This window comes from Thermosphaera sp. (assembly GCA_038827615.1).
Lineage (GTDB): Archaea > Thermoproteota > Thermoprotei_A > Sulfolobales > Desulfurococcaceae > Thermosphaera.
The window spans coordinates 487,889-510,592 of the sequence record JAWBNK010000001.1 but is presented as its reverse complement, the minus strand read 5'-3'; the positions used below and the strand labels follow the sequence as shown (position 1 = coordinate 510,592).

Below are 22,704 nucleotides of genomic sequence, written 5' to 3'. Positions count from 1 at the left end.
TTATGGAATTACATGTTAAATTTTTACTCACTTATTCATTACCCTGTTACCTATACCCATCTTGCCTATCTTCTCTTGGCTAGCGAATAGTGAAATAGCCCAAGATCCGTTGTGAACCCATAAATACATGGCAATCCCGGAGAGGTAGTTACTAATTGCCATTGAGATCCATATCCCCATAGTGCCCAATCCCATCGTGAAGGAGAGAAAATAGCCGAGAGCGAGTCTAATCCCCCAGAGCCGTACCATCCCTATTATTGTGGGAATCAGCGTTTTTCCAGCCCCTCTACCGACAGACATTCCTATAAAGAATAGCGTGAAGAACGGCAGGCTGGGAAGGAATAAGGCCACGAATCTTTGAGCTTCCTCGTATACGATAGAGTTTTGAGCAAATATACCTATAAAGTAATTTCTAAACACGTATACTATCAAGGCGGCTATTCCAGTTGACACGGATATGTAAAGTGATGCGATCCTCGCCACTCTCTTTGCCCTGTTTGTTAAGTTGGCCCCAAGTGATTGGCCGATCATCACCGCTACGCTACTGGTGAAGCCCCATAGAAACGCGTCTGCTAAATCCATCAGTAAGAATCCTATGGCGGCTGCCGCCGCTACGAATTCACCGTATTGATTGATCAATGCGTTTTGAAACATGAATGCCAGCGAGTTGGATGACATCATCAAAGTCACGGGTGCCCCGATTTTAAGGCTCATCAAAACCCAGTTCTTATCTAATCTTCTAGTGAGGCGGGGAGCCAGGTACGGGTATCGCCTTCTCAGGAATAGTATCAGCGCGGCCAGTCCCGCAAACCTAGAAAGCACTGTGGCGACAGCGGCTCCAACAGCACCCATAGGGGGTATTACGAGGGATTCATTAATGCTGAGGCCTATTATAAATGGAGGATCTAGGATGAAATTGGTGAAGGCTGCAACTAGATTCACGTATGCAGGTGTCCTTGTATCGCCTATTGATTGAAGAATAGTCGAGTATGATAGTGTTAGAGCCGAGAGAATTATGTCTAGGGATATTACACCTGAGTATCCAAGAACGTCATCGTAGAGGGCTAGAGGGGTTTGAACAAGATGTTTAAAGATGTATGGTCTAGAATAGAAGTAAGCTATCGCTAGACCGATATTGAGGACTAATGCAACAGTTATGAATTGTGAAACGGTCTTGTGTGCTTCATCGTACCTCCTGCCCCCTATTAGCTGGCTGATTATTGCGAGATTTGCAGTCATTAACCCATGTATGATCGAATTTAGAAACATGAAAGTCGGCCAGACCTGTCGCGGAACAGCGAGAGCTATTTCATTGTACCTGCTGAGCCAAAAGGAGTCGACTAGATTGTACGAGATATTCACCAGCTGGACCAGCATTAGGGGTAATCCAAGCCAGAGTAATGTTCTCCCAATAGGCCCATTCAAAATGTTCTCTCTATACTTACCTAGCGACTCCATAAGGATTTCCTCACAAGTAGCTAATCACTTCTACGAGCTCGCGCATGTCTCTAATTACCGCTACGCGCAAATCACTAACGACTATAGTTTTACCATGCCCCCTTCTTATCAATACCGCGTAGAATCCTGCCGATAAAGGCCCTCCTACATCCTCAACTAGATTGTCCCCAATGTGTAGAATTCTCTCAGGCTCGCATCCGATCGCCATAGAGTATTCTAGAAAAATTTCTCTATCCGGCTTAGAAAACCCAGTCTTGTCTGCGAATGTGAAAACATCGAAGAACCCTGATAAGCCGACTCTATCTAGCAATTTCCTCGTAATATCACTGGACCAAAATAATACGTTGCCTATAACTCCAAGCTTGAGACCCATTGCCTTAAGGTTTCCAAGAGACGGCAAAACATCGTCATAAACCCATGAATTCACATTAGATTTAGAAATAGTATCACTTATTAAGAGGTCGACTTGTTCTGGCGAGGTATCAAGAGCCTTAGCCATTAATTCTCGGGATTTCTCCAAAAGTTCTAATGGATTTATTTGGGGATCTCGTCTCCGAATGTTCTTAGATGCTTCATAGGCCTCAAGTATTTTTTTATAAAGATCTATTTCAGATCTTTTTATCGACTCCTTCGCATAGCCAGCCATTTGCTTCAAAAACGAGTTTAAATCTATGAGGGTACCCCATACGTCAAACGATATGCTACAGATTTTTTCACCCATGACTGCCTTCATATCTATCCACCTCCTCTAGTAAATGTTGAATGATACTAAGCAGAATGTTAACCCCGAGCTCAACGGCTTCAGGGGAACCAGGAAGGCAGGCAACCACCTTCCCGTCGTGAAGTATGAAGAGTTCAGACCTCGAGAGGATCCCCCTATAACCTTTAACTTCAAATGATTTGGTTCGGAACAATTCGCCGAAGCCGGGGATGTGTCTCCAAGCAAGGCTTGATACGACATCAACGGTTAAGTCTCTCGGACCAGGGCCTGTTCCCCCTATAAATATGAGTACTCTGGATTTGGATTCCCGAAGAATCCTGATCAACTCACGGTAAGAATTGGGTATGACATGAATTGCGTCCACGCTCAATCCTCTGTCCTCTATCATTTTCTTAGCCGTTTTTCCACTAACATCTTCCATCTGTCCTTCATGAACTCTATCACTGACTACGATAACCTCAATTGACGGTTTCATGGTTTAAACCTAGTTTGAAAAATATTTCTTAGTGAAAATATAAAGCTGTAATAGTGAGATACGTGATCATTATTGAAGTGTCTAAAGGCAAGGTTGGGATACGCGAGGCAAGGTCCCCCGAGATTTGCGAAGCAGTTTTGATTATAATCAGCTTTGTGCCATTGGGTAAAGTGGTATCCTACAAGGCCGTGGCAGATTTGCTCAAAATTCATCCTCGGACCGTGGCGAACTGCGTAAAGCATAATCCAGCTCCTCTCATTATTCCGTGCCATAGAGTTGTTCATAAGACAGGCGATATTGGTGGATACTCATTCGGCGGACGCGACGTCAAGAAGAAAATTCTGGTTATTGAAAAAGCTCTAGCCAAAGGGGCCCGTAAAGTGAGTTCATTAAATTTCTACGATCTAAGATGGTTGACTATATGAAGGATTGTGAATCCTTGTAGACATAGCTTGGATTTTCTTCAATAGCTTTGAGGAGCTCGTCTGCTAGGTTCGTCTTCAATAGGTACCGACAGAGTTCACACGCGTATGGTTTCACATAGTTCTTATTCGACATTTCCAGAGCCAAATTGTCCAAATACTCCTTGAAATCGTGGAAACTAATAATTACATCTAAATACTTGCTTTTTCGCCTTCCTGTGACTGCATAATTCACCAACGACTGTTTCAACCCCAGGATCTTTGCCGCATCCAATTGGCTAAGATTGTATTCTAAAACCAATTTTCTACTTAAGTACATTCTAACAGCTGGAAGTATCTTTCTATTGTATATCTCGCAGAAAGACTTCAAAACACCACCAGGGTGTTTTAGCGTCAAAAAAGCTAATAAACATTGTTATTGGAGCGCAAAGTTAGTAACGGCCCGATCCTTTTTATGTATATTTATTTTGATCTGTTTAATGATTATAACAGGGAGGGTGCTACTTTGTCACAGTCAAAACAGTTTAAAAAAGAATATGAGAAATTGCTAATACTTCCCGTTTCTAAACGTGAAATCGAAGCATCTTTACTAAACCTTGGAGCGCTATTCGAGTTTTTAAGGATACCGAAAACTTCAGGAGAGATAAATAACGTTGAGATCTCGTGGGTTTACAAACCCTCTATCGTTTCGAGCAAGAAAATATCAATGAAGATTGATGCGAGAAAAGTCGGGGAGGATACCATCATTATAGAGGGCTTGTCAGAGGATTTAGATTTCACTATGACGGTTAAAATTCTTGAAATATTCTACGCGGTTCACACAAATATTAAAATTGAATGCAAAGGCTCCACGAGAGACGTATGTGATAAATTCTTCATTCCAATACTTGATTCACTAAGGGACTACATAGTTAAAGCTCCAAAACCGACTCCGGTTGAGAAAACTCTTTCGTCGAGTGAAAAGCCGCAACGGCTTCCATCACCTAAGATTGAGGGAAAACAAGTCGTTGCTGAAACTCCCAAGGAATCGCTCCAAACTCGAGAGGTCAAAATCGATGTTCAAAAACTCTATGATGAGTTTTCTCTAGCAATGTTGCTACTTAAATCCGACTTGATAGCTTCAACATCGCTGAAACCAGTGTGGAGCGTGCACAGTATTAGGGAAATAATAGAATCCAACTTGGCGAAGATGAGAGCCTACAATCTAGCAATATTGACTCTAAAATCATTGGATGGAAAAATCGATATGTACTTATTTGTGACGCCTCAAGGAGTCATAACAGGGTTCAAAGGAAGAATTGAGGGAGTCGAGTATAGAGGGAACGGGAAAGATTTAGAAAAAATAGTAGTGTTAATGTACGACGCCGAAATGCAAGTCAGGCTGTGGGGAGTTAAAGAGCCCGTCTAACGGTTGTTTTCACGGTCAATAAAATCGTTTTACTTTCTACTATGACTAATTTTAAATGTCAATACATTAATTCACATTTATAGGGCTTTAAAATGAAGAAAAAAGTAGATGAAGCCGTTGGGTACAGAACAGCTCTCGACCTATCAGCGATCACACCAGAGTTTAAGGGTGCTATTATAAGAAGGGGAGAAATCATAGAGGATAAGCACGTTGAGCTTCTGAAGAAGCATGGGCATTACTACGTGTATGTTGAGGAAGGAAAAGATAGTGGTGTTTGGGAGGATGAGGCAGTTGTAGCACTGGGAAAAGTTGTAGTAAGTGATCACATTGAGGTTTTGCCAAGATCCGAGGGAAAAGCTTTTCTCATTGCACGAGAAGACGGTCTGGTCCTCGTCAACAGGGAAGGTCTTAAAAAGCTGAACCTCTCAGGAATCTTCGTATTGATCACCGTCAGAAACGGAGCTTTTGCCCGAGTAGGAGATGTTATTGGAGTAGTCGACATGGTTCCATTAACAATACCTACCAGTTTGTTTAATGAGTTTATTGACGAATTTAAAAAAGACTATCCATTGATAAGTTTGCATCCATCAAGGATTAAGAAGATTGGAATAGTAGTAACTGGTAATGAAATAGTTGACGGGTTAAAAGAGGACTTAGCCGGCCCAATAATAGAGAGAAAAATAAAAGAGTATGGTTGCTCGAAAGTATATTACGCGCAGAGTCGTGATGATGAAAACGAGATTGCTGATACAATTATCGAAGCTTTAAAAGTGAGCGATGCAGTGGTAGTCTCAGGTGGCATGAGTGTAGACCCAACAGATAAGACTCCCGAGGCGATAAGGAAAATAGCTGATAAAATCGTGTTCTACGGGATACCAATTAAACCTACGACTATGTCAATGCTGGCTTACCGTGAGGGCAAAGCAATATTGGGCGTCTCCAGCGGAATGATCTATTTCCCCGATTACAATGTTCTAGATGTTATATTGCCCTGGATCGTCAGCAATGTTGAACCCACGAGAGACTTCATAGCGGAACTCGGAGAAGGAGGGTTATCTTCATACTTCCTAGGAAAGTTGAATAAAAAATGAGGGAGACGCATGAAGGGAAGAACATATTTCTTACTAGGAATAGCCGCCATCTCCATTATCACCTTGTTTATAGTTTACGGATCTATATTAAACCAGCCGAGGGAAAAAATTGAGTTGATTTTCCTAACCCCTCCTGCGGTCTACCGACCGCTGGAAAAAGCTATACTTTATTTCAATGAAAACTCTGAAACATACCGGATATTAACGATTGTACAGCCGACTGGAGCATTGGTGAATAGGTTAAAACTGGATCAAAGAGGAGACGTGTTCGGATCGGCTGACTCAATGTATATGGAAAAACTGGTGGAAGAAGGATTTATTCATAGGGAAAAAATATTCTTATTATCGTATTCGATTCCTGCAATGATCGTTCCCAAGGGAAATCCTGCTGGGATTCATTCGCTCAAAGATTTAGCCGAAAAAAATGTTCCCATAGGCATAGCGAATCCTGACGTATCTCCGGCTGGTAGAATAGCTGTCGAAGTGCTTAAGCAAAACGAAATATATGAGAGAGTCAAGGATAGAATTGTCATTTTCTCGGATATAAACGAGCTTGCAAGACAAGTCTCACTCGGGCTCCTTCCTGTTGGAATTAGTTGGCACTTTATATACTATTGGAATCCTAACGAGCTGGATATTGTCTGGCTTGACAAGGATGAAATTCCGGGAATAGAGTGTCAGCTCATAGGGGTTTTAAAGACGAGCAACAATAGCGAGGTTGCGGAGCATGTCGTTAAAAGTATTCTCGAATACGCTAAAAAGAATGGTGAGTTAAGACGTTATGGATACATCACAAGTCTAGAAGACTTACAATTAATAACCCCGTACGATAATGTTGGCTGGACCCTGCCCAGCATTTGCATTCTAGGTGTAAAATATGGGTGAGTACAAGACTGCCGTAGTAATCTTGGTTGTGTTGCTGGCTCTTTATATCAACGTGATTGTGACTGTGTTTTACCTGGCATTAATATCTTCGATCACCAATAAAGAATTACTTCAGGAAGTTTTCAACTCCATATGGCTATCGCTCGTTACATCTCTCGTATCCACGACTATAGTTATAGCTTTAACATTACCGGTTTCATATTTTCTTTCGCAGAAATGGTTTCGAGGTAAACACGTGATAAGCTCGCTGTTTGCTATACCATACATTTTATCCCCCTCCGCTACTGGATTGATTTTACTAATATTTTTAGTTAAGAATCCCGTAGGGAAGCTCCTTAATGATTCATTCAATTTCATCAACGATCCCAAAGGAATAGTGCTGGCTCAAGTTTTTCTAAGTTTTCCATTAGCTCTCATATACTATACTTCCCTATTTAGAACGATTCCAGCCTCCCTACTGGAAGTATCCAGGACATTGGGCTTTGGTAGAATTGAAGGACTATACAAAATATTCATCCCCCTATTAAAACCCCAAGTAATAGCTGGAGCAATGCTAATCTTCGCTCGCGCCTTTGGGGATTTCGGCGCTTCACTAGTTCTTGGAGGAGGTATAAGGGGTCGCACGGTTACACTCCCCATCGCATTATTTCTGGTGAACCAATACGGAGATCTCGCACTCCTGGCGTATGTACTCGCCGGTTATGTGATGCTGGCTTTCGCACTCCTCATGTTTATGAACATGCTTGAAAGGTGATGAACCATCCTACTTGTGGAAAAATTAACAGTAGCACATGGTTCCAACATCATCTTGGAGGACATAACGTTTGAAATCCAAGATGGAGAAACAGGAGTGTTAATGGGTCCTAATGCTTCGGGAAAGACTACGCTCTTAAAAGCCGTTGCCGGCTTGTTAACTCCGCTTCACGGAAGAATAGTCTTAGACGGCAATATTTTATTCGAATCTAATCGCACTGATAAAAAACCTTCAGTCAGCGTTCCTCCGCACCTGAGGGGTGTCGGCTACGTTCCCTCAGACTACGCCTTGTTCGACCACTTAACTGTGAGGGAGAATATACTGCTGGCTCTGGCAAAAAAGCCGATATCTACCGCTGAAAAACTCATCAGAGTAAATAAGGTTCTGGAGACTATGAGCCTGACAGAATATGCTGATTTAAAACCCCCGGTTTTAAGCAGTGGGTTAAAACAAAAAGTAGCACTAGCCAGGGCCCTTGTCTCTGACCCCCGGCTCCTCTTACTCGATGAACCATTCTCTTCCATCGACCCTGTCAGCAGGCCTCTGCTTCACCAAGAATTGAAAAAACTACTTGAGATGTACAGGATAAAAACAATAATTGCCACACACAGTATTGAAGAAGCCTTTTGGTTTAGGGGTAAACTACTGGTCCTGGGAAGCAGAAACCTATCCTACATCTCTTCGCTGGAAGTTGATGAGATTTCAAAAAATGAATACTTAGCCCGGAGTCTGGGATTCAACATCGTTCCCGGGTTAATTCATGAAGTTAGGGGACCGGGTATGTATCAAGTAGTGTTAGGAGGTTTATCCTACCTAATCACTTCCTCTCGTACAAATGATAAATTCGGTAAAGGAGACGTTGTTAACCTAGTCTTCCCGAGCACTGGATTAACCCTAGTACCTAAATGTAGAGATGAACCAGAAGTGAACCGGCTGGAAGGATATATTATTGACTTCGTAGAGAAAATATTTCAGGTGTCGCTTATCTTAGACATCTCTGGTTCATATGTTAGGGTCGATGTGAGTCAAGATGAGTGGAAGAGATTGAATGGACATCAAGCCAGATGTGTGGGAATAGTGATTCCCAAGGAGCTATTGGTTTTGATTAGAAAAGGGGGCTCTAATGGATTCTAATTATCTCGTTGATAGATTTAATAGAAAAGTAAATAGTGTACGACTAGTAGTGACGGCTCGATGCAACTACAATTGTATTTTCTGCCACAGAGAGGGTCTATCTGGTCTTAAAAGAACCGAGATCTTGAACCCAGAGGACTATGGGTTCTTGGCTAAAGTTTCCAGAAAATTAGGCATCGTTGATTTCAAGATAACAGGCGGGGAGCCCTTAATTCGAAAAGATATCATCGAAATAATAGAGGAGATCAAAAAATCCATTGAAAATATTTCTATTACAACAAACGGATACTTTCTCGCAGATTTGGCACCAAAACTCGCAAACGCTGGTTTGGAAAGAGTTAACGTCAGCCTACACTCGCTCAACGATGAAATATATAGAAGGATCACAAGAACCCATTTTCCCGTCAGAAGAATCTTAGAGGGTATAGATTTAGCTGTGGAGAATGGTATAAGGGTAAAGCTTAATTTTCTAGCCATGAAAATAAATGTTAATGAATTCAACGATGTTCTAGATTATGCCTCGAGGAAAGGATTAGATATAAACGTAATCGAGTTGATTCCGCTGGGAACCCCTCCAAAAGTTTATATGGAACAGAAGGTTAATATAGAGTCGATCGTTGAAAAACTTAAGCAGATTTCTTCTAATGTTTCTATATCCGAGTTTCAAAGTAGACCGATATTTACTATGCCCTCCGGTATTAAAGTTACCGTGATAAAGGGTTTTGAAAATCCCTCCCTTTGTTCGAAATGCACTAGAATAAGGGTCACGCCGGAAGGGTGGATTAAAACTTGTATTTTTGTCGAAGAACCTTATGTAGATATTAGTAGAGAATTAAAAAGCAAGGATGAAAATGGATTAATAGAGAAGTTTAAGCAAGCTGTTGCACTTAGGGAGCCATATTTCAAGTTTCAAATTAGGTGAAGAATTTATGGTTCATATGGTGGACGTAACTCGTAAGTCTGATGTGTACAGGGAGGCCACTGCTACTGGGTTCATAAAATTGAGGAGGGAGACTATAGAACTAATAAGGAGTGGGAGAGTGGAGAAAGGAAATGTCATAGACGCATCGTCGATCGCATCGCTTTTAGGAGTTAAGAAAACCCCGGATCTGTTGCCATTAACTCATAACATACCAATAACAGGTGTTGAGACCAGGTTGTCCGTGGAAGATGAAGGGGTAAGGGTCTATGTTACCGTTAAAACGACAGCGAAAACTGGAGTAGAGATGGAAGCACTCATGGGCGTTGCCGTAGCGCTACTAAACATATGGGATATGGTAAAGAAGTACGAGAAGGATAGTGAAGGACAATACCCAGAGACCATGATAACCGATATTAAAGTTGTCTCGAAAATAAAAAGCGAGAAAGGTTGAGAGTGTTCATTCATGAAGGTATTAGTTCGAGCACACTCCTTATTCCAAGAAATCTTGGGCAAGGAGTTATTGGTAGAGGTTGAGGAGGGGGCAACCATTAGAGACCTCCTAATGAGACTTCTAAAAGGATTGGAGTACAGAGGGGTAACACCCATCATTCTAGTTAACCACGAGAGAGCTGGTTTAGAGCATGTTTTAAAAGACAAGGATATTGTAGATTTGGCGCCGCCTTTCTCAGGGGGTTGATATGGTCTACATTAAAACAGGAGTGTTGGAAAAAGACCGCACGATCAGCTTGGATTCTATTCTTCAAGAGTTAATTGAACACAATAATGGGAGACGTGTAGGCGGAATAGGTCTGTTCATAGGAATAGTCAAGGGCGTCGTTGATGAAAAACACGTTCTCGAACTTGAATATGAAGTCATTAAGGAGCTAGCTGATAAGAAATTACACGAAATCGCATCTCAAGTTGCTGAGAAATATGGTATCAACGGAATAATCATTTTACATAGAGTCGGCGTTTTAAAGCCTGGAGAAATAACGCTTACCATAGCTGTTTCGGGGGATACTCGGAAGAAGATACTCCCAGCTCTCACCGAAGCTCTGGAGAGAGTAAAACACGAAGTTCCAGTCTTCAAGCTTGAGCGTAGATTGGATGGAGAATACTGGATCATTGGAGACTCGACCAGGATACCTAAAAAGTAGTTTTATCCAAAAACCGCTATCTCCTTGATAAGCTCTCCTCTTCTAAACCTTTCGTAGTTAAGAGCTTCAAACTCTTTTATCATAGGCTTCTTTCCAGTCATATAATCCGCAAGAGCTTCTGCAACAGCGGGAGCCATCATAAATCCGTGTCCGCTGAAACCTGCAGCAACGTATAACCCGTTGATTTCTCTGATTGGGCCAATTATTGGATGATGATCAGGAGTCATATCGTAGTAGCCTGTCCAGTATCTTAGAACGTAGACTTCTTTTAACCATGGAAAGTACTCAGTCCAAACCTTAGAAGCTTTCTTCAAGAATTCGAGTCTATTATAGCCTGGAGAGTCGTAAGTCTCTGGAATGTCCGCTCCTAGGTAGAAATTTCCATGCAATAGTTGTAGAATGTAAGATGATGTCGCCCAATCGATAATCAATGGTTTGATCATTTTCTTGAAAGTCTCAGTAACCATCACATGTTTTGGTAAATTCTTTATGGGAAGGTCAACACCTGCCGTCTGTAATAATTCTCGAGAATCCCCGCCCGCCGCCACTAGAACTTGTTCCGACATTATTGATCCCCTATTTGTCTCAACTCCTTTAACGACGTTGTTTTCCACGATAATTCTCTGAGCTCTGGTTTGTTGTAAAATTTTCACACCATTTCTTCGTAGCTCCCTGAGCGGGTTTAAGACCGCCTCAAAGCAGTTAGCTTTTCCGGCTAAAGGATCGTGCACTGCTGCTAACACCTTATCAACTCTCATCAATGGAACCAGCTCTTTAACCTCACTCGGGTCTAAGAGTTTAGTTGGAACTCCCCGAGAGTTGTGAAAATCTACCACTTTCCTGAAAAACTCTACATCTTTCTCCCTCGTTAAAACCCATAAGTATCCATCCCGAGAATATTGAATATTGTGCTTGACGGAGATCTGGGGCCAGAGCTCTATAGCTCTCTTCATGACCTCAACGTGTTCAATGCTTGTAAAGCTTGCTCTAATCCCTGTTGCACATCTAAAGCTACCGCCGGATCCCGGGTATGATTTCTCCACTATAACTATGTCTCTAACGCCACGCTCCATCAGGCCTGCAGCGGTTAAAACGCCTGTTACACCAGCTCCAATTATTACAACATCAGCCTTCACGTGGATCACCCAGGAAAGTTTTCAACTTTATAGGATGGATTGGAGGACGGTTGCTGGGGAAGAACACTTCCTCAAAAGATTTCCCAGTTTTCTGCATTACTATTCTAGCTACCATTAGCAGACAAGTTGAGCCCTGACAAGGTCCCATCCCTATTCGCAGTCTTCTCTTCAACAATTCTATATTATCGTTTCCTTCCTCGATCGCTTGAAGGATTTGTTGAAGACTAACGTTTTCGCATCTGCATACTATTATCTTCGAAGGATCGGGCTCAGACATCTATTCTCCCCCAACCTTGATGGCTCTAACATCAAACCATAAGTCTTTGTCAACTTCAACAGTAACAACCCATGTTCTATCGTACTCCCATGCCTTCGTGATAATGCCCTCGCCAACGATAACTCCCTCTCTATTCAGCAATTTGACTCTAGCTCCTTTAACAGGCTTCGGAAGCATTTCATATGGCATCGTGATATATGCTTTATCTTCTTTACTTAAGTCTACGACGAAGATAGCGAGTCCAGGGCATTTTGCGACGCAAACTCCACACCCAATACACTTGTTTTCATCGAGTTTTGGTATCTCGTACACCTTCTCCATAGATATCGCATGAAAAGGGCACGCAGATACGCATATATTACATGGTATTTGCTCCGGACACTCAATAATAGCCACTGGACCTTTCCTTAATCTTTCGCTTGTTGGAATTAGTCCGTATTTTTTCAATTCATCCAGAGATATAACACCTGTTTTCTTGAAATCCATATCTATCTCCTCCTGAGTTCCTCCATTTCCGCCTCGCTAACCGTTGCCTTGAGTTTAGCCTCCCTGGACCGCTTTACAACTGGGGACATTCTGTACTCATTCCATAAGTAGTTTACTATTTTTTCCCTTCTATCCAATACGTCACTGAACCCTTCTCTCTCAAGGATCGTGTAAGCTGCTATTTCGCCCTCTATAAAGGCAGTCGTGGCCTCTTCAATACCCGATAAATCTCCTGCAACAAACACATTCCTTATGCTTGTTTCCATGTACTTTGTCCTCAAGGGAATCAACCCTCCAGCCTCGGGAATATATTTCATCACTGCTCCCATTTGACTTAAAAGTGAGTAATTAGGTTGAAGTCCAACGGCTAAGAGGACAAGATCTACGTTAAATTCTTTTTCAGTGCCTTTTACTGGTTGAAACCTTTCATCTACCTCGCTTATTACGGCCTTTTCCACGGTATCTTTGCCTATTGCCCTTGTGATGGTGTGTCCAGTATAGATGGGGATTCCATGTCTTCTGACCTTAGCAGCATGAACAAACCAACCTCCAATCTCTTTCATTACTTCCGCTATACCATGGACTCTGACCCCTGCCTGAAGTAGTTGATAGGCTACTATTAGACCAACGTTTCCGCTTCCTATGACAAGGGCGTCTCGACCTGGTCTTACCCCATATTCGTTCATTAGTGTTTGAGCCCCTCCAGCTCCCATGATGCCTGGAAGATCGTTGTTCTCAAACAATAGGTTTCTCTCGGTAGCCCCTGAAGCTACTATAACGTACTTAGGTTTCACAAGTAGATTGTAGTGTTTCTCGCCAATTTTCTCTGCCCCAAAATATCCTTCCCCAAAGAATCCGTAGACGAAAGTTCTTACCGAAATCTCCACATTACTCATCTCCCTAAGGTTTGTAACCAGTCTCTCTGCGATTCTAAAACCTCTAATGCCTCCATAATAAGTAGTGTCTCCGAAGAACTTGTGAGTTTGCTTTATCAATTGCCCACCCGCTTTGAAATGATCTGTGACAACCAACACACTCATACCGTGTGATCCCAATATCTCAGCCGCTTTGAGTCCTGCTGGGCCGGCGCCGATAATTAAAACGTCAACGTCTCTTTCCTCCTCATAAACATCATTACCTACGGATTCAGGCGGCTTATCTGGGACTCCATCTTGAAACTCAACGTTAATACCATCTCTAACCGGTTCTATGCATATTCTCGTGTTGGGAAGACCATTTAGTTTCGACAGACAGCTGGAACACTTCCCTATCATGCAGAAGGCTCCTCTGGGATTTCCTCCTACAGGGGCTTTTGCAAAAACCCTAATCCCTGCAGCATAGAGTCCCGCTAAAATGCTTTCCCCTTCATATGCTTCAATAACTTTATTGTTGTATGTGAAATGGATTCTCCTTCCCCGCTTGAAATCTATTATGGGATGTTCAACGATTCTGTAGTCTTCCATGGATACCCCTCTATTCCTCGTTTTTAGACTCTCCGTATGGATAAATAAACTATATTTAAGTATATAATTGATATCTTTATAACAAGGTTATAAAGCGTTGTTGGGATGGAGATGGAGACCTACATAACTTTATCTCAAGGTGCAGGAGGCTTAGAATCTATAGAGTTCATTGAAAAAATAGTGGTTAGAAAAGTTCCAGATATTCTTCGTAAAACACTTGGTGGACATGGACTGGATATATTGGACGATGGCTCCTTCATTAAAGTCGGAGAAATCTACGTGGTTTTTTCTAGCGACTCGTACACCGTGAAACCCTTGTTTTACCCGGGAGGAAATATCGGGGAGCTGGCGGCATCAGGCGTATTGAATGATCTAGTGATGATGGGTAGCAGACCGGTAGCCTTCATGGACAACATTATCGTTGAGGAGGGTTTTCCGATAAAGGACTTGGAAATAATCATTGAATCCATGGTAAAAATCCTTAGAGAAAACAATGTTGCGTTGATCGGGGGAGATTTCAAAGTAATGCCGAGGGGAACGCTCGACAAACTGGTGATATCTGGCTACGGAGTAGGGGTTACTCAAGAGCCCCCCATCGTAGATGATGTAAGAATTGGGGATGTCATCATAGTAACCAACAATATAGCAGAGCACGGTGCCGCGATTTTGGCGGCACAGCTAGGGATGGATAATGAAAATTACACTTTGAGAAGCGATTCAAAACCCCTTGTCAAAACGGTGCTTCCCGTAATTGAGAAATACCGTGGTTATGTTCATGCTGCAAGGGATCCAACAAGGGGAGGTCTTTCATCAATATTAAATGAATGGATAAAGGGTAAGCCTTTCTCAATAATAATAGATGAATCCAAGCTTCCATTGAGAGACGAAGTTAAAACATTCCTTGAGATGCTGGGGATTGACCCATTGACTGTCGCATCCGAGGGGGTCGCTGTACTTAGCGTGAGCAAGGATGTAAGCAATGAAGTATTGGAGATGCTGAGGGCAAATGGGGAGAATCCTTCAATAATAGGGGAGGTTGCTCCACCTGAGAGTGAGGCGCTCAATGGTAGAGTAATAGGTGTCACAGAGATTGGTGGAAAAAGGATCATTAAAGGTGACGCACTAAACCTTCCCAGAATCTGCTGAGGTGTCAATCATGTGCCTTGGAGTTCCAGGAGAAGTCGTTCAAGTCAGCGATACCTCTACACCTCCAACCGCGAAAGTTAGAGTTGGAGGGGTTGTAAAAGAAGTATTAATCGCAACCGACGAGAGTATCTCGCCCGGGGATTATGTTATCGTACATGCTGGAGTAATTATTAGTAAAATCAACAGGGAAGAATACTATGAACTAGTCAAACTAATTGAATCTATTTCTGGTCTGGGCGGCGAACTAGAGTTGTGAGGGAATGAGTTGATAGCTACAAGATTACTCGTCGTCGGTGTTGTACAGGGAGTCGGGTTTAGACCATTCGTTGATAGAGTTGTGAGAGGGCTGGGGCTAAACGGTTATGTTAAAAACATAGGAGGATCTGAGGTTGAGATATTCTTAGAGGGCGATGAGTTGTTAATATACGAGTTTATTGCTGCCCTCATTAATGAGAGGCCGCCGCCTGCAGAAATAGAGGAGTTATTTATAGAATTTACTGAGCCCCTGGGGTTTACCGGCTTTCGCATAGAAAAAAGCGGATCTGATAAGGCGTTGGGTTCGATGATTCCGCCGGATTTTGCAATGTGTCAGGACTGCTTAGCTGAGATTTTAGATCCGTCAAACCCTAGATACATGTATCCTTTCAACTCGTGCGCATGGTGCGGGCCTAGATTCTCCATGATGTATAAGGTTCCATATGATCGTGAAAACACAAGTATGAGCAAATTCCCATTATGCGATCGATGTCTTAAGGAGTACAGGGACCCGGAAAATGTAAGAAGATATCATGCTCAGGGAATCAGCTGTCCCATGGATGGTCCCAAAGTATTTCTGATGGATAGAGATTTTCGAACCATTGAGACAAAAGACCCAATATCTGAGGCCGCCAAATTGATTGACGAGGGATGGATTGTTGCTATCAAAGGCATCGGAGGTTATCACATAGCGGCTTCAGCCTCCAATGATGACGTGGTTTTAAAGCTGAGAAAAAGGAAGAACAGGCCATACAAACCATTCGCTATAATGGGTCTCGATACATCCGTTTTAAAACTCTTAGTGAAAATTACGAAAGAAGACGAGTCCTTGCTGAATTCCCCACAAGCACCCATTCTCATCCTTCCTAAGAAGGATGAAACACCTGTCTCAAGATATGTGTCGCCTGGTTTAAGCCACGAGGGCGTTTTCCGTGCTTACACACCCCTTCACTACTTACTTCTAATGAATACTAAGGATAAATTTGCAATAATGACCAGCGGCAACTCCTCTGGTTCTCCAATGTGTATCTCAGATGAGTGTGCAAAGAACAAGCTTAAACCTATAGTTGACTTTTATCTGGTCCACAATAGAGAGATCGTTAACCGCGTCGACGATAGCGTTCTCAGAAAGACTGGCGAACACTATTTATTTCTAAGGAGGAGCAGAGGATATGCTCCAAAATGGATCAGAATAGGGAGAAGTTTTGAAAGCAAAATTCTAGCCTTTGGAGGAGATCTATCGAACACCTTCGCAATAGGGTTTGATGATAAAGTAGTTATCTCACAGTATATTGGGGATCTCGATTCTCCAGATAATCTCGCAGAATTAAGTGAATACATTGGCTTCTTCCTAGATGCTTACGGTTTAGGCTATAGAAATCTCAGAGTTGTTGTGGATAAACACAAAGGCTATTTCTCGCGCAGAATCGGGGTGGAATTCGCTCAAAGACACGGGTGCGAATGGGTTGAAGTACAGCACCACTATGCCCATCTCCTTGGGGCCGCATTTGATAATGGTTTGGAAGGTCGGATAGCTGGAGTAGCGTTGGATGGATTAGGGTGGGGGGATGACGAGTCTATCTGGGGTGGAGAGGTAATAGTGTTCGATACTTTCAAGGGGGGATACGAAAGAGTAGGGACTATAAACTGGGTGCCTATAACGAGTGATGTAGATGCGAGAAAAACTCGAAGATTAATCACACTATACTTCACGAGAAGAGGTTGGTCTTTCGAAGAAATCCTAAGGCTCTTGAATCTCAAAAGTAGGGAAGAACTTATCGAACATAGAATGATACATGAATCAGTAACTAAAGGTAAATTCGTAAAAGCCACTAGTACTGGAAGAATTCTAGATCTCGTCTCAAACATTCTCGGTATAGCTGAGGAGAGAACGTATGATGGTGAGCCAGCAATAAAACTAGAGTCTGTTGCTCACCTTAGCAGAGAGCCGCCTATACTTTTAGAGCCTGGTCGCATTACACAAACGAGCGAACTGTATGTTTTCGACTATGATAATCTTGTTGACACCATAATTGAAGCCAAGGACTCGTTGAATAAGTCCATTCTCGCCAAAAGTTTCCTCTACTCATATGGATATTACGTGGGCGAGCTCGTCTTAATGTCAGCAGTCAAACGGGGCGTTGACGTTATAGTGGCTAGTGGCGGTGCTATCGTCAATGATTACATATATCAAGGCCTGAAAGATCGCCTAGCTCTCGAGGGTTTAACTGTTCATATACCGCGTAGAATCCCTCCAGGAGACGGAGGATTGTCTTTCGGACAAGTCATTGCTGCCATGCTCTCTCAACAATATTAGGATTTCCTAACGCAGTATTTTTTAACGTTAACTCTGGATTTATTTCAATCAAGAAGCAGGTGGTTCAACTGTCTAAGACCCAGCAAGCTTGCCAGGGGCGTTGCAAAGTCATCAGATACTCGCCATGGTTAGTTCACTTCAACACTGGAGCATGCAACGGATGTGACATAGAGGTATTAGCCTCAATAACACCTCTCTACGACCCCGAGAGATTTGGGGTTAAATTAGCCCCCAGTATAAGACATGGAGATATTCTAGTGGTCACCGGAGCAGTAACGAAGAAGTCGGGAGAAAGATTGAAAAGACTTTATGACCAGATGCCGAGTCCCAAGTTCGTCGTAGCCGTCGGTGCCTGCGCTGTCGATGGAGGAGTTTTCTATAAGTCCTATAGCGTGGAGGGAGGAGCGGACAAGGCTGTCCCCGTGTCTATGTACATCCCTGGATGCCCCCCAAGACCCGAGGCTATCTTAGATGGAATAGTTAAACTTTTAAAGAAGCTTGAGGCCGAGGTCGAGAATAAATGAATGCTCCCGGAGACCTCCATTTTATTTCTGAATATATTTTGGAAACGCAGATTGTGAAACCAGATCGGAAGGTTTATGTTTTCAAGCGTGAAGATTTGAGAAGAATATTTGAGAAACTCATCGAAAATCTGGGCCCCTCATCTTTCTACATCTCAACCATTATCGGAACAGATTTGAAGGATGAAGGAAAAATAAGGTTGGATTACTACGTTGTCTTTTTACCGAAGGAAGAAACTATAGTTTTTAGAACTTTTCTCCCAAGAGATGATCCCACGATAGACTCGCTCATAGATATGTTTCCTGGTGCGCTCTCGGGAGAATGCGAGACTTATGATCTTTTAGGGGTTGTTTTCAAAGGAAACTCTTTTTTGAGAAGAGGATTCTTTGTGCCCCATGAGATAGTTGAGGCGGATAAATACCCATTGAGAAAAGATAGCGGTGTATGAGCATGGGAGTGACCAAGGTAGTAGAAATTCCCTTGGCGCTTGAGTTGCCAGTCGGGCCCCAGCACCCAGCTCTTCACGAACCAGTTTTACTCAAAGCTTACGCCGACGGCGAGGAAATCGTTAAGGTTGAAATTAACACTGGTTATAATCACAGAGGGATAGAGAAACTTTGCGAAAAGAATTCGTTTTACCGCGACATCTTTATTGTTGCCAGAGTTTGCGGGATATGTAATCTCGTCCATGCGGATTGCTATGTAAGGGCGCTGGAGAGCATCCTTGGTATGGAAATCAGTAATAGAGCGAAGTATCTAAGGGTTCTTGCCATGGAGCTTGAGCGTTTACATAGTCACATGTTAATCAACGCCGTTATGGCTGAGAACATTGGATTCGACAACCTGTTCATGAATATTATGCTGGACCGTGAAAGAATCATGAAGGCAAAAGAAATCCTTACCGGAAATAGAGTGTTATCCGATTACGTTATGGTTGGAGGAGTCAGGAGAGACATAGATGAGGTTAAAAAGGAGAAGATTAAAGAGATCTTAGCTAAAACCGAGGAAAGGTTGAGATTCTACAAGCGCGTTTTCGAAGAGGACTCTAGCATTCTAAAGAGACTAATAGATGTTGGCAAAGTCTCGAGAGAAGAGGTCTTAAAACACTCCATCGTCGGACCCGTCGCACGGGCTTCTGGCGTCAAAATAGATTCACGTGCTAGCGATAAATACGATGCCTATAGCGAGATACCTTTCAACGTAATAACGAGGACCGAGGGAGACTCATGGGCGAGAATGATGGTTCGATGGGATGAGGCATTAGAATCCATCAATATAGCTAGGTATGTGTTGGATAATCTTCCCAGCGACGCTAACCCTGTTCCGGATGAGAAAAAGCTTCCGAGAAAATTCCCGTTTGGTGAAGCTTATACTAGAGTAGAGGCTCAGCGAGGCGAGCTAACCTATTACGTGATGAGCGATGGTAAATCTCCTAATCCATACAGGGTAAAAATCAGAACTCCAAGCTTCAACAACATTATAAACACGGGCTTTATGTACGTGGGCTATTCAATAGCAGATTTACCCGTTATTTTGACTTCTCTAGATCCTTGCATATCGTGTATGGAGAGAGCTGTAATTATCGATCTCGAGAAGAATGCTTTATACAAAATCCCCATTAAAGATCTGTCAAGGGGATTTAGATGAGAAGGCCCAAGCTTTTAAAGCTCACACTCACCAACGTGCTATCTAAACCAGCAACAATCCAATATCCATATGAACCCACTGTTATAGAGCCGGATTTTAGAGGGAGACATTATGCCGATTTGTCCAAGTGTACAGGATGCTCCCTGTGTAGCATTGAATGCCCAGCAGATACAATCAAAATGACACCCATACCCCCGGAGTATGAGCCTCCAAAAACGAACCCCAGGAAGATATATCCTGTAATTTTCTACGGAAGGTGTGTTTTCTGTTACCGATGCATCACAGTGTGCCCCTTCAATGCTTATGTAGTGAGTAATGAATACAGGCTTTCAGATGCCGCTAAACAAGACTCTTCTATGCTCTCCTTATCCACGTTAAGTAAGAAGGGGTGATGATATGGATCTAGTTCAAACCACTATCTTAATTTTCTTACCACTCTTCTTAACGTCTATCGTTTTATACTTGATAAGGGCGGTCAAAGGCCCCACTATTGGAGACCAAATATTGGCTATAGATTCATTGACTTATGACTTAGCAGCCCTGCTTGTTATACTCGGGTTGTTCTTCAGGGAACCAATACTAATCGTAACCGCAATTCCATTAGCATTATGGATCTACTCGCTTGACATTTACATAGCAAAATACCTTGAAAAGAGGGAGATGGGTGAATAGCCATGCTAAAGGATATTATCATCTATTTAGGCTTAGCCTTAATAGGTTTAGGAGGATTAAGCGACCTAATAGCTTCAATAGGCATGCATCGATTTAAAAACTTCTATCTACGCCTCCATGCCACTACAGTCGGCACGATATGGGGAGCGGTGTTTCCCATTATCGGGGCCTCGCTAATCGCGTTTGTGTACGATGAATTGGGTTCTTACAGATATTTAATGGGCGGAGCGGGCCTAGTTACCTCATTAATCATTTTGCTACTTGCACCCGCCGGATCCCATGCGTTAGCTCGTGCAGTGCATAGATCTAGGATAGTTAAAGTGTCTCCATGTATTCACGATGAGTTAGACCCGGAATTGTGTGGTGATAAGATTTGATCTCGGCTGAAACCCTTATTTACTTGTTTATGGCGCTTGCTGGAATAGGTTCAACTGTATCCGTTTACTACGCTGTAATCGAAAAGGATCTGATTAAAGCTGTAATCTATAGCGCAATTCAAAGTACTTTTTATGCGCTTCTTTACTTCTTACTGATGGCGCCTGATATAGTCCTCGTTTATCTTCCGGTCGCAGTGGGTCTTATACCCGGAGTGCTAATCCTCTTAATAAGTAAAACTGAGAGGGTGGAGCAAGATGAGGAGTCTGTTTAAGATCTTACTCATCATATTCGTAGTTCTCGGTTTCAGTCTTTTACTTACACTAGCATCTGAGTACTTTATTCCCGGAATGGAGGTCAGGCCTCTGGCAATTTTCTATCTATCAACAACGTTGAATCCGTGGATGCAAAATCTCACAGCAAATTCACCTGAAGCTGTAACAGCAATCGTATGGGATTACAGAGGATTGGACACGCTTTTCGAGACCGCGGTGTTCTATCTAGCGTTAATAGCGGGGATTTCTCTAGCTCGCGGAATATCATTGAAAGCCAACCCGGGAAAAGAGGGAGGATTATCCGTTATTGTTAAATCCGTGACAAAGATAACAGCGCCTATGATAATTGCTGTTGGAGCATCCATCGGTCTTCACGGCCACCTAACCCCTGGGGGAGGCTTCCAAGGTGGAGCAACGATAGCTGTCATTCCACTACTCATCATCATTGTCTTCTCTATCTATTACCTATTGAACAGGAGAGTCACGAAAGAAAACATGCTTATGCTTAGAAGCATAGGCTTGGTTGGGATTGGTGTAACCGCATTAGCCGCATTTCTAACTGGGTTAGTATTAGGTGAATCTGCCTATGTATTTCAAAACATGGCTAAGCCTACCTCGCCTGTCACGTTTCCTGCTACGTTAAATGGTTTCCTTATCAGCGGATCGCTTTGGTTTTTCAACTTTTTTGAAATGATCGCGGTGGCGGCTGGATTCACTATCGCATTCTTGTTATTGACTTATCCCTCTAGAAGCGAGGGCGAGGAAAAATGATTAACCCGGAGTTTCTAAATACTTACTTGCTCTCAATAGTTATATTCTCGCTTTTACTGAACACTGCATTAGCATTATATGGCATATTCTATAAACCACACTACATTAAAAAAGTGATCTGCTTAACAATATTGTCCGACACAGCCAACACTTTCGCAATATACATTGGATACCGCCGCTGGCTGAATGACGGGACAATTAATCCGAGACCCCCAGTCTTACCAACCACAGAAGTGTCGCCTGGAGTCCTATCCCAATTCCTAGCCAGGGCTGTTGACCCCCTCCCCCAAGCCTTAGTACTAACCGCGGTTGTCATAGGGCTTGCCGTGACGGTTTTCCTCATATTTCTGGGTCATCAGCTCTACCTGCATTATGGAACACTCGACATGAGAAGGATTAGGAAGTTAAAGGGGTGAAGTGTGATGAAGATTCTCAATACACTTTTAATCGCTCTCTTATGCTTCACAATATACATTTTATTCTCCGGAAGCATTTCAACATACGACATTGTCACTGGGGCTGGGGTAGGAGTTATAACAGGATATCTGTTTTCAAATATAACTATTAAAAATCCGAGGAAAACGTTAAACCCCAAACGATGGATTTTTACAGTATTTTACGCAATACGTTACCTTATCGTAGATGAGACAAGGGCGCACATAGACGTTATTAAACGTATTCTACACCCAAGAACGCCTGTTAACCCTGCGATTGTCAAGGTTCCATTTGAGGTTTCAACAGAATACGCTATAACAGGGATAGCAAACTCGATCACGAATACTCCAGGTACAGTTGTTGTAGATGTGAATCTCGAGGAAAAGGTCTTCTATGTTCACTGGATTGATGCAAAAAGCATCGAGCCTCACAAAGCTAGACAAATGATCTCATCCGTGTTTGAGAAATATGCAAAAATAATTTTCGAATAAGGGTGAGAA

General features: G+C 42.7%; 31 protein-coding genes. 23 read left to right on the top strand and 8 right to left on the bottom strand.

Annotated features, from left to right (window positions below; all coding sequences use genetic code 11):
* Window positions 1–27 precede the first annotated feature (27 nt).
* The 3 genes from QXH45_02955 to QXH45_02945 are packed head-to-tail and all read right to left on the bottom strand — an operon-like array spanning window position 28 to window position 2,654.
* Window positions 28–1,458, bottom strand: a complete 1,431-nt coding sequence (locus QXH45_02955; protein MEM2078201.1) for an MATE family efflux transporter — start codon at window positions 1,456–1,458, stop codon at window positions 28–30.
* Window positions 1,459–1,468: 10 nt separating this feature from the next.
* Entirely contained in the window at window positions 1,469–2,191 is a 723-nt protein-coding gene (locus QXH45_02950) for an HAD family hydrolase (GenBank protein MEM2078200.1), read from the bottom strand.
* On the bottom strand, window positions 2,172–2,654 hold the full coding sequence (locus QXH45_02945; protein ID MEM2078199.1) for a molybdopterin-binding protein: 483 nt from the start codon (window positions 2,652–2,654) through the stop codon (window positions 2,172–2,174). The genes QXH45_02950 and QXH45_02945 overlap by 20 nt, the downstream gene beginning before the upstream one ends.
* 53 nt (window positions 2,655–2,707) lie before the next feature.
* On the opposite strand from QXH45_02945, the gene QXH45_02940 reads away from it, so the two are divergent.
* Window positions 2,708–3,079, top strand: coding sequence for an MGMT family protein (locus tag QXH45_02940; GenBank protein ID MEM2078198.1), 372 nt, complete (start codon window positions 2,708–2,710; stop codon window positions 3,077–3,079).
* On the opposite strand, the gene QXH45_02935 is transcribed toward QXH45_02940, so the two are convergent.
* Window positions 3,072–3,446 carry a transcriptional regulator gene (locus QXH45_02935; protein ID MEM2078197.1) on the bottom strand — a complete coding sequence of 125 codons (375 nt, stop codon included), beginning with the start codon at window positions 3,444–3,446 and terminating at the stop codon, window positions 3,072–3,074. The two genes, QXH45_02940 and QXH45_02935, sit on opposite strands and share 8 nt — an antisense overlap.
* Before the next feature lie 135 nt (window positions 3,447–3,581).
* Here QXH45_02935 and QXH45_02930 point away from each other — a divergent pair, with 135 nt between their 5' ends.
* From QXH45_02930 to QXH45_02890, 9 genes are all read left to right on the top strand, one after another.
* Window positions 3,582–4,484: a hypothetical protein gene (locus tag QXH45_02930; GenBank protein MEM2078196.1), complete on the top strand. Its 903-nt coding sequence runs from the start codon at window positions 3,582–3,584 to the stop codon at window positions 4,482–4,484.
* Window positions 4,485–4,576: 92 nt separating this feature from the next.
* On the top strand, window positions 4,577–5,575 hold the full coding sequence (locus tag QXH45_02925) for a molybdopterin-binding protein (protein MEM2078195.1): 999 nt from the start codon (window positions 4,577–4,579) through the stop codon (window positions 5,573–5,575).
* 9 nt (window positions 5,576–5,584) lie between these two features.
* Entirely contained in the window at window positions 5,585–6,460 is an 876-nt protein-coding gene (locus QXH45_02920) for a substrate-binding domain-containing protein (protein MEM2078194.1), read from the top strand.
* On the top strand, window positions 6,453–7,214 hold the full coding sequence (locus QXH45_02915) for an ABC transporter permease subunit (protein MEM2078193.1): 762 nt from the start codon (window positions 6,453–6,455) through the stop codon (window positions 7,212–7,214). Before QXH45_02920 ends, QXH45_02915 begins: the two co-directional genes overlap by 8 nt.
* A 15-nt stretch (window positions 7,215–7,229) precedes the next feature.
* Complete coding sequence (locus QXH45_02910) at window positions 7,230–8,348, top strand: ATP-binding cassette domain-containing protein (protein ID MEM2078192.1); 1,119 nt, start codon at window positions 7,230–7,232, stop codon at window positions 8,346–8,348.
* Window positions 8,338–9,270 carry a GTP 3',8-cyclase MoaA gene (gene moaA / locus QXH45_02905; protein MEM2078191.1) on the top strand — a complete coding sequence of 311 codons (933 nt, stop codon included), beginning with the start codon at window positions 8,338–8,340 and terminating at the stop codon, window positions 9,268–9,270. Before QXH45_02910 ends, moaA begins: the two co-directional genes overlap by 11 nt.
* A gap of 16 nt (window positions 9,271–9,286) precedes the next feature.
* Window positions 9,287–9,721, top strand: a complete 435-nt coding sequence (moaC, locus tag QXH45_02900) for a cyclic pyranopterin monophosphate synthase MoaC (protein MEM2078190.1) — start codon at window positions 9,287–9,289, stop codon at window positions 9,719–9,721.
* Between the two features lie 12 nt (window positions 9,722–9,733).
* Window positions 9,734–9,967 carry a MoaD/ThiS family protein gene (locus QXH45_02895; GenBank protein ID MEM2078189.1) on the top strand — a complete coding sequence of 78 codons (234 nt, stop codon included), beginning with the start codon at window positions 9,734–9,736 and terminating at the stop codon, window positions 9,965–9,967.
* A 1-nt stretch (window position 9,968) separates the two neighbouring features.
* A complete protein-coding gene (locus QXH45_02890; protein MEM2078188.1) occupies window positions 9,969–10,427 on the top strand; it encodes a molybdenum cofactor biosynthesis protein MoaE in 459 nt (152 codons plus the stop codon).
* Window positions 10,428–10,429: 2 nt separating this feature from the next.
* On the opposite strand, the gene QXH45_02885 is transcribed toward QXH45_02890, so the two are convergent.
* The 4 genes from QXH45_02885 to QXH45_02870 are packed head-to-tail and all read right to left on the bottom strand — an operon-like array spanning window position 10,430 to window position 13,789.
* On the bottom strand, window positions 10,430–11,563 hold the full coding sequence (locus QXH45_02885; GenBank protein MEM2078187.1) for an FAD-binding oxidoreductase: 1,134 nt from the start codon (window positions 11,561–11,563) through the stop codon (window positions 10,430–10,432).
* Entirely contained in the window at window positions 11,553–11,840 is a 288-nt protein-coding gene (locus QXH45_02880; protein MEM2078186.1) for a (2Fe-2S)-binding protein, read from the bottom strand. The genes QXH45_02885 and QXH45_02880 overlap by 11 nt, the downstream gene beginning before the upstream one ends.
* Window positions 11,841–12,326, bottom strand: coding sequence for a 4Fe-4S binding protein (locus tag QXH45_02875; protein ID MEM2078185.1), 486 nt, complete (start codon window positions 12,324–12,326; stop codon window positions 11,841–11,843). It abuts the gene before it with no gap.
* A 2-nt stretch (window positions 12,327–12,328) separates the two neighbouring features.
* Window positions 12,329–13,789: an FAD-dependent oxidoreductase gene (locus tag QXH45_02870; protein MEM2078184.1), complete on the bottom strand. Its 1,461-nt coding sequence runs from the start codon at window positions 13,787–13,789 to the stop codon at window positions 12,329–12,331.
* A 111-nt stretch (window positions 13,790–13,900) separates the two neighbouring features.
* Between QXH45_02870 and hypE the strand changes: the two genes are divergently transcribed.
* Genes hypE through QXH45_02805 form a run of 13 tightly spaced genes read left to right on the top strand, consistent with a single transcriptional unit; the run spans window position 13,901 to window position 22,695 of the window.
* On the top strand, window positions 13,901–14,935 hold the full coding sequence (hypE, locus tag QXH45_02865) for a hydrogenase expression/formation protein HypE (protein MEM2078183.1): 1,035 nt from the start codon (window positions 13,901–13,903) through the stop codon (window positions 14,933–14,935).
* Window positions 14,936–14,945: 10 nt separating this feature from the next.
* Entirely contained in the window at window positions 14,946–15,191 is a 246-nt protein-coding gene (locus tag QXH45_02860) for a HypC/HybG/HupF family hydrogenase formation chaperone (protein ID MEM2078182.1), read from the top strand.
* Between the two features lie 9 nt (window positions 15,192–15,200).
* Window positions 15,201–17,507, top strand: a complete 2,307-nt coding sequence (hypF, locus tag QXH45_02855) for a carbamoyltransferase HypF (protein MEM2078181.1) — start codon at window positions 15,201–15,203, stop codon at window positions 17,505–17,507.
* A gap of 59 nt (window positions 17,508–17,566) precedes the next feature.
* Window positions 17,567–18,031, top strand: a complete 465-nt coding sequence (locus QXH45_02850) for an NADH-quinone oxidoreductase subunit B family protein (protein ID MEM2078180.1) — start codon at window positions 17,567–17,569, stop codon at window positions 18,029–18,031.
* A complete protein-coding gene (locus QXH45_02845; protein MEM2078179.1) occupies window positions 18,028–18,477 on the top strand; it encodes an NADH-quinone oxidoreductase subunit C in 450 nt (149 codons plus the stop codon). The genes QXH45_02850 and QXH45_02845 overlap by 4 nt, the downstream gene beginning before the upstream one ends.
* A 2-nt stretch (window positions 18,478–18,479) precedes the next feature.
* The gene (locus QXH45_02840) at window positions 18,480–19,676 is read left to right on the top strand and encodes a nickel-dependent hydrogenase large subunit (GenBank protein ID MEM2078178.1); all 1,197 of its coding nucleotides are present in this window, start codon (window positions 18,480–18,482) and stop codon (window positions 19,674–19,676) included.
* Window positions 19,673–20,068, top strand: coding sequence for a 4Fe-4S binding protein (locus tag QXH45_02835; GenBank protein MEM2078177.1), 396 nt, complete (start codon window positions 19,673–19,675; stop codon window positions 20,066–20,068). Before QXH45_02840 ends, QXH45_02835 begins: the two co-directional genes overlap by 4 nt.
* Window positions 20,069–20,072: 4 nt before the next feature.
* On the top strand, window positions 20,073–20,348 hold the full coding sequence (locus QXH45_02830) for an MrpF/PhaF family protein (GenBank protein MEM2078176.1): 276 nt from the start codon (window positions 20,073–20,075) through the stop codon (window positions 20,346–20,348).
* A gap of 2 nt (window positions 20,349–20,350) precedes the next feature.
* Entirely contained in the window at window positions 20,351–20,725 is a 375-nt protein-coding gene (mnhG, locus tag QXH45_02825; protein ID MEM2078175.1) for a monovalent cation/H(+) antiporter subunit G, read from the top strand.
* Window positions 20,722–20,997: a hydrogenase subunit MbhD domain-containing protein gene (locus QXH45_02820; protein ID MEM2078174.1), complete on the top strand. Its 276-nt coding sequence runs from the start codon at window positions 20,722–20,724 to the stop codon at window positions 20,995–20,997. Before mnhG ends, QXH45_02820 begins: the two co-directional genes overlap by 4 nt.
* Window positions 20,981–21,769, top strand: coding sequence for a Na(+)/H(+) antiporter subunit B (locus tag QXH45_02815; GenBank protein MEM2078173.1), 789 nt, complete (start codon window positions 20,981–20,983; stop codon window positions 21,767–21,769). The genes QXH45_02820 and QXH45_02815 overlap by 17 nt, the downstream gene beginning before the upstream one ends.
* The gene (locus QXH45_02810) at window positions 21,766–22,185 is read left to right on the top strand and encodes a sodium:proton antiporter (GenBank protein MEM2078172.1); all 420 of its coding nucleotides are present in this window, start codon (window positions 21,766–21,768) and stop codon (window positions 22,183–22,185) included. Before QXH45_02815 ends, QXH45_02810 begins: the two co-directional genes overlap by 4 nt.
* A gap of 6 nt (window positions 22,186–22,191) precedes the next feature.
* Window positions 22,192–22,695: a Na+/H+ antiporter subunit E gene (locus QXH45_02805; GenBank protein ID MEM2078171.1), complete on the top strand. Its 504-nt coding sequence runs from the start codon at window positions 22,192–22,194 to the stop codon at window positions 22,693–22,695.
* Window positions 22,696–22,704 lie beyond the last annotated feature (9 nt).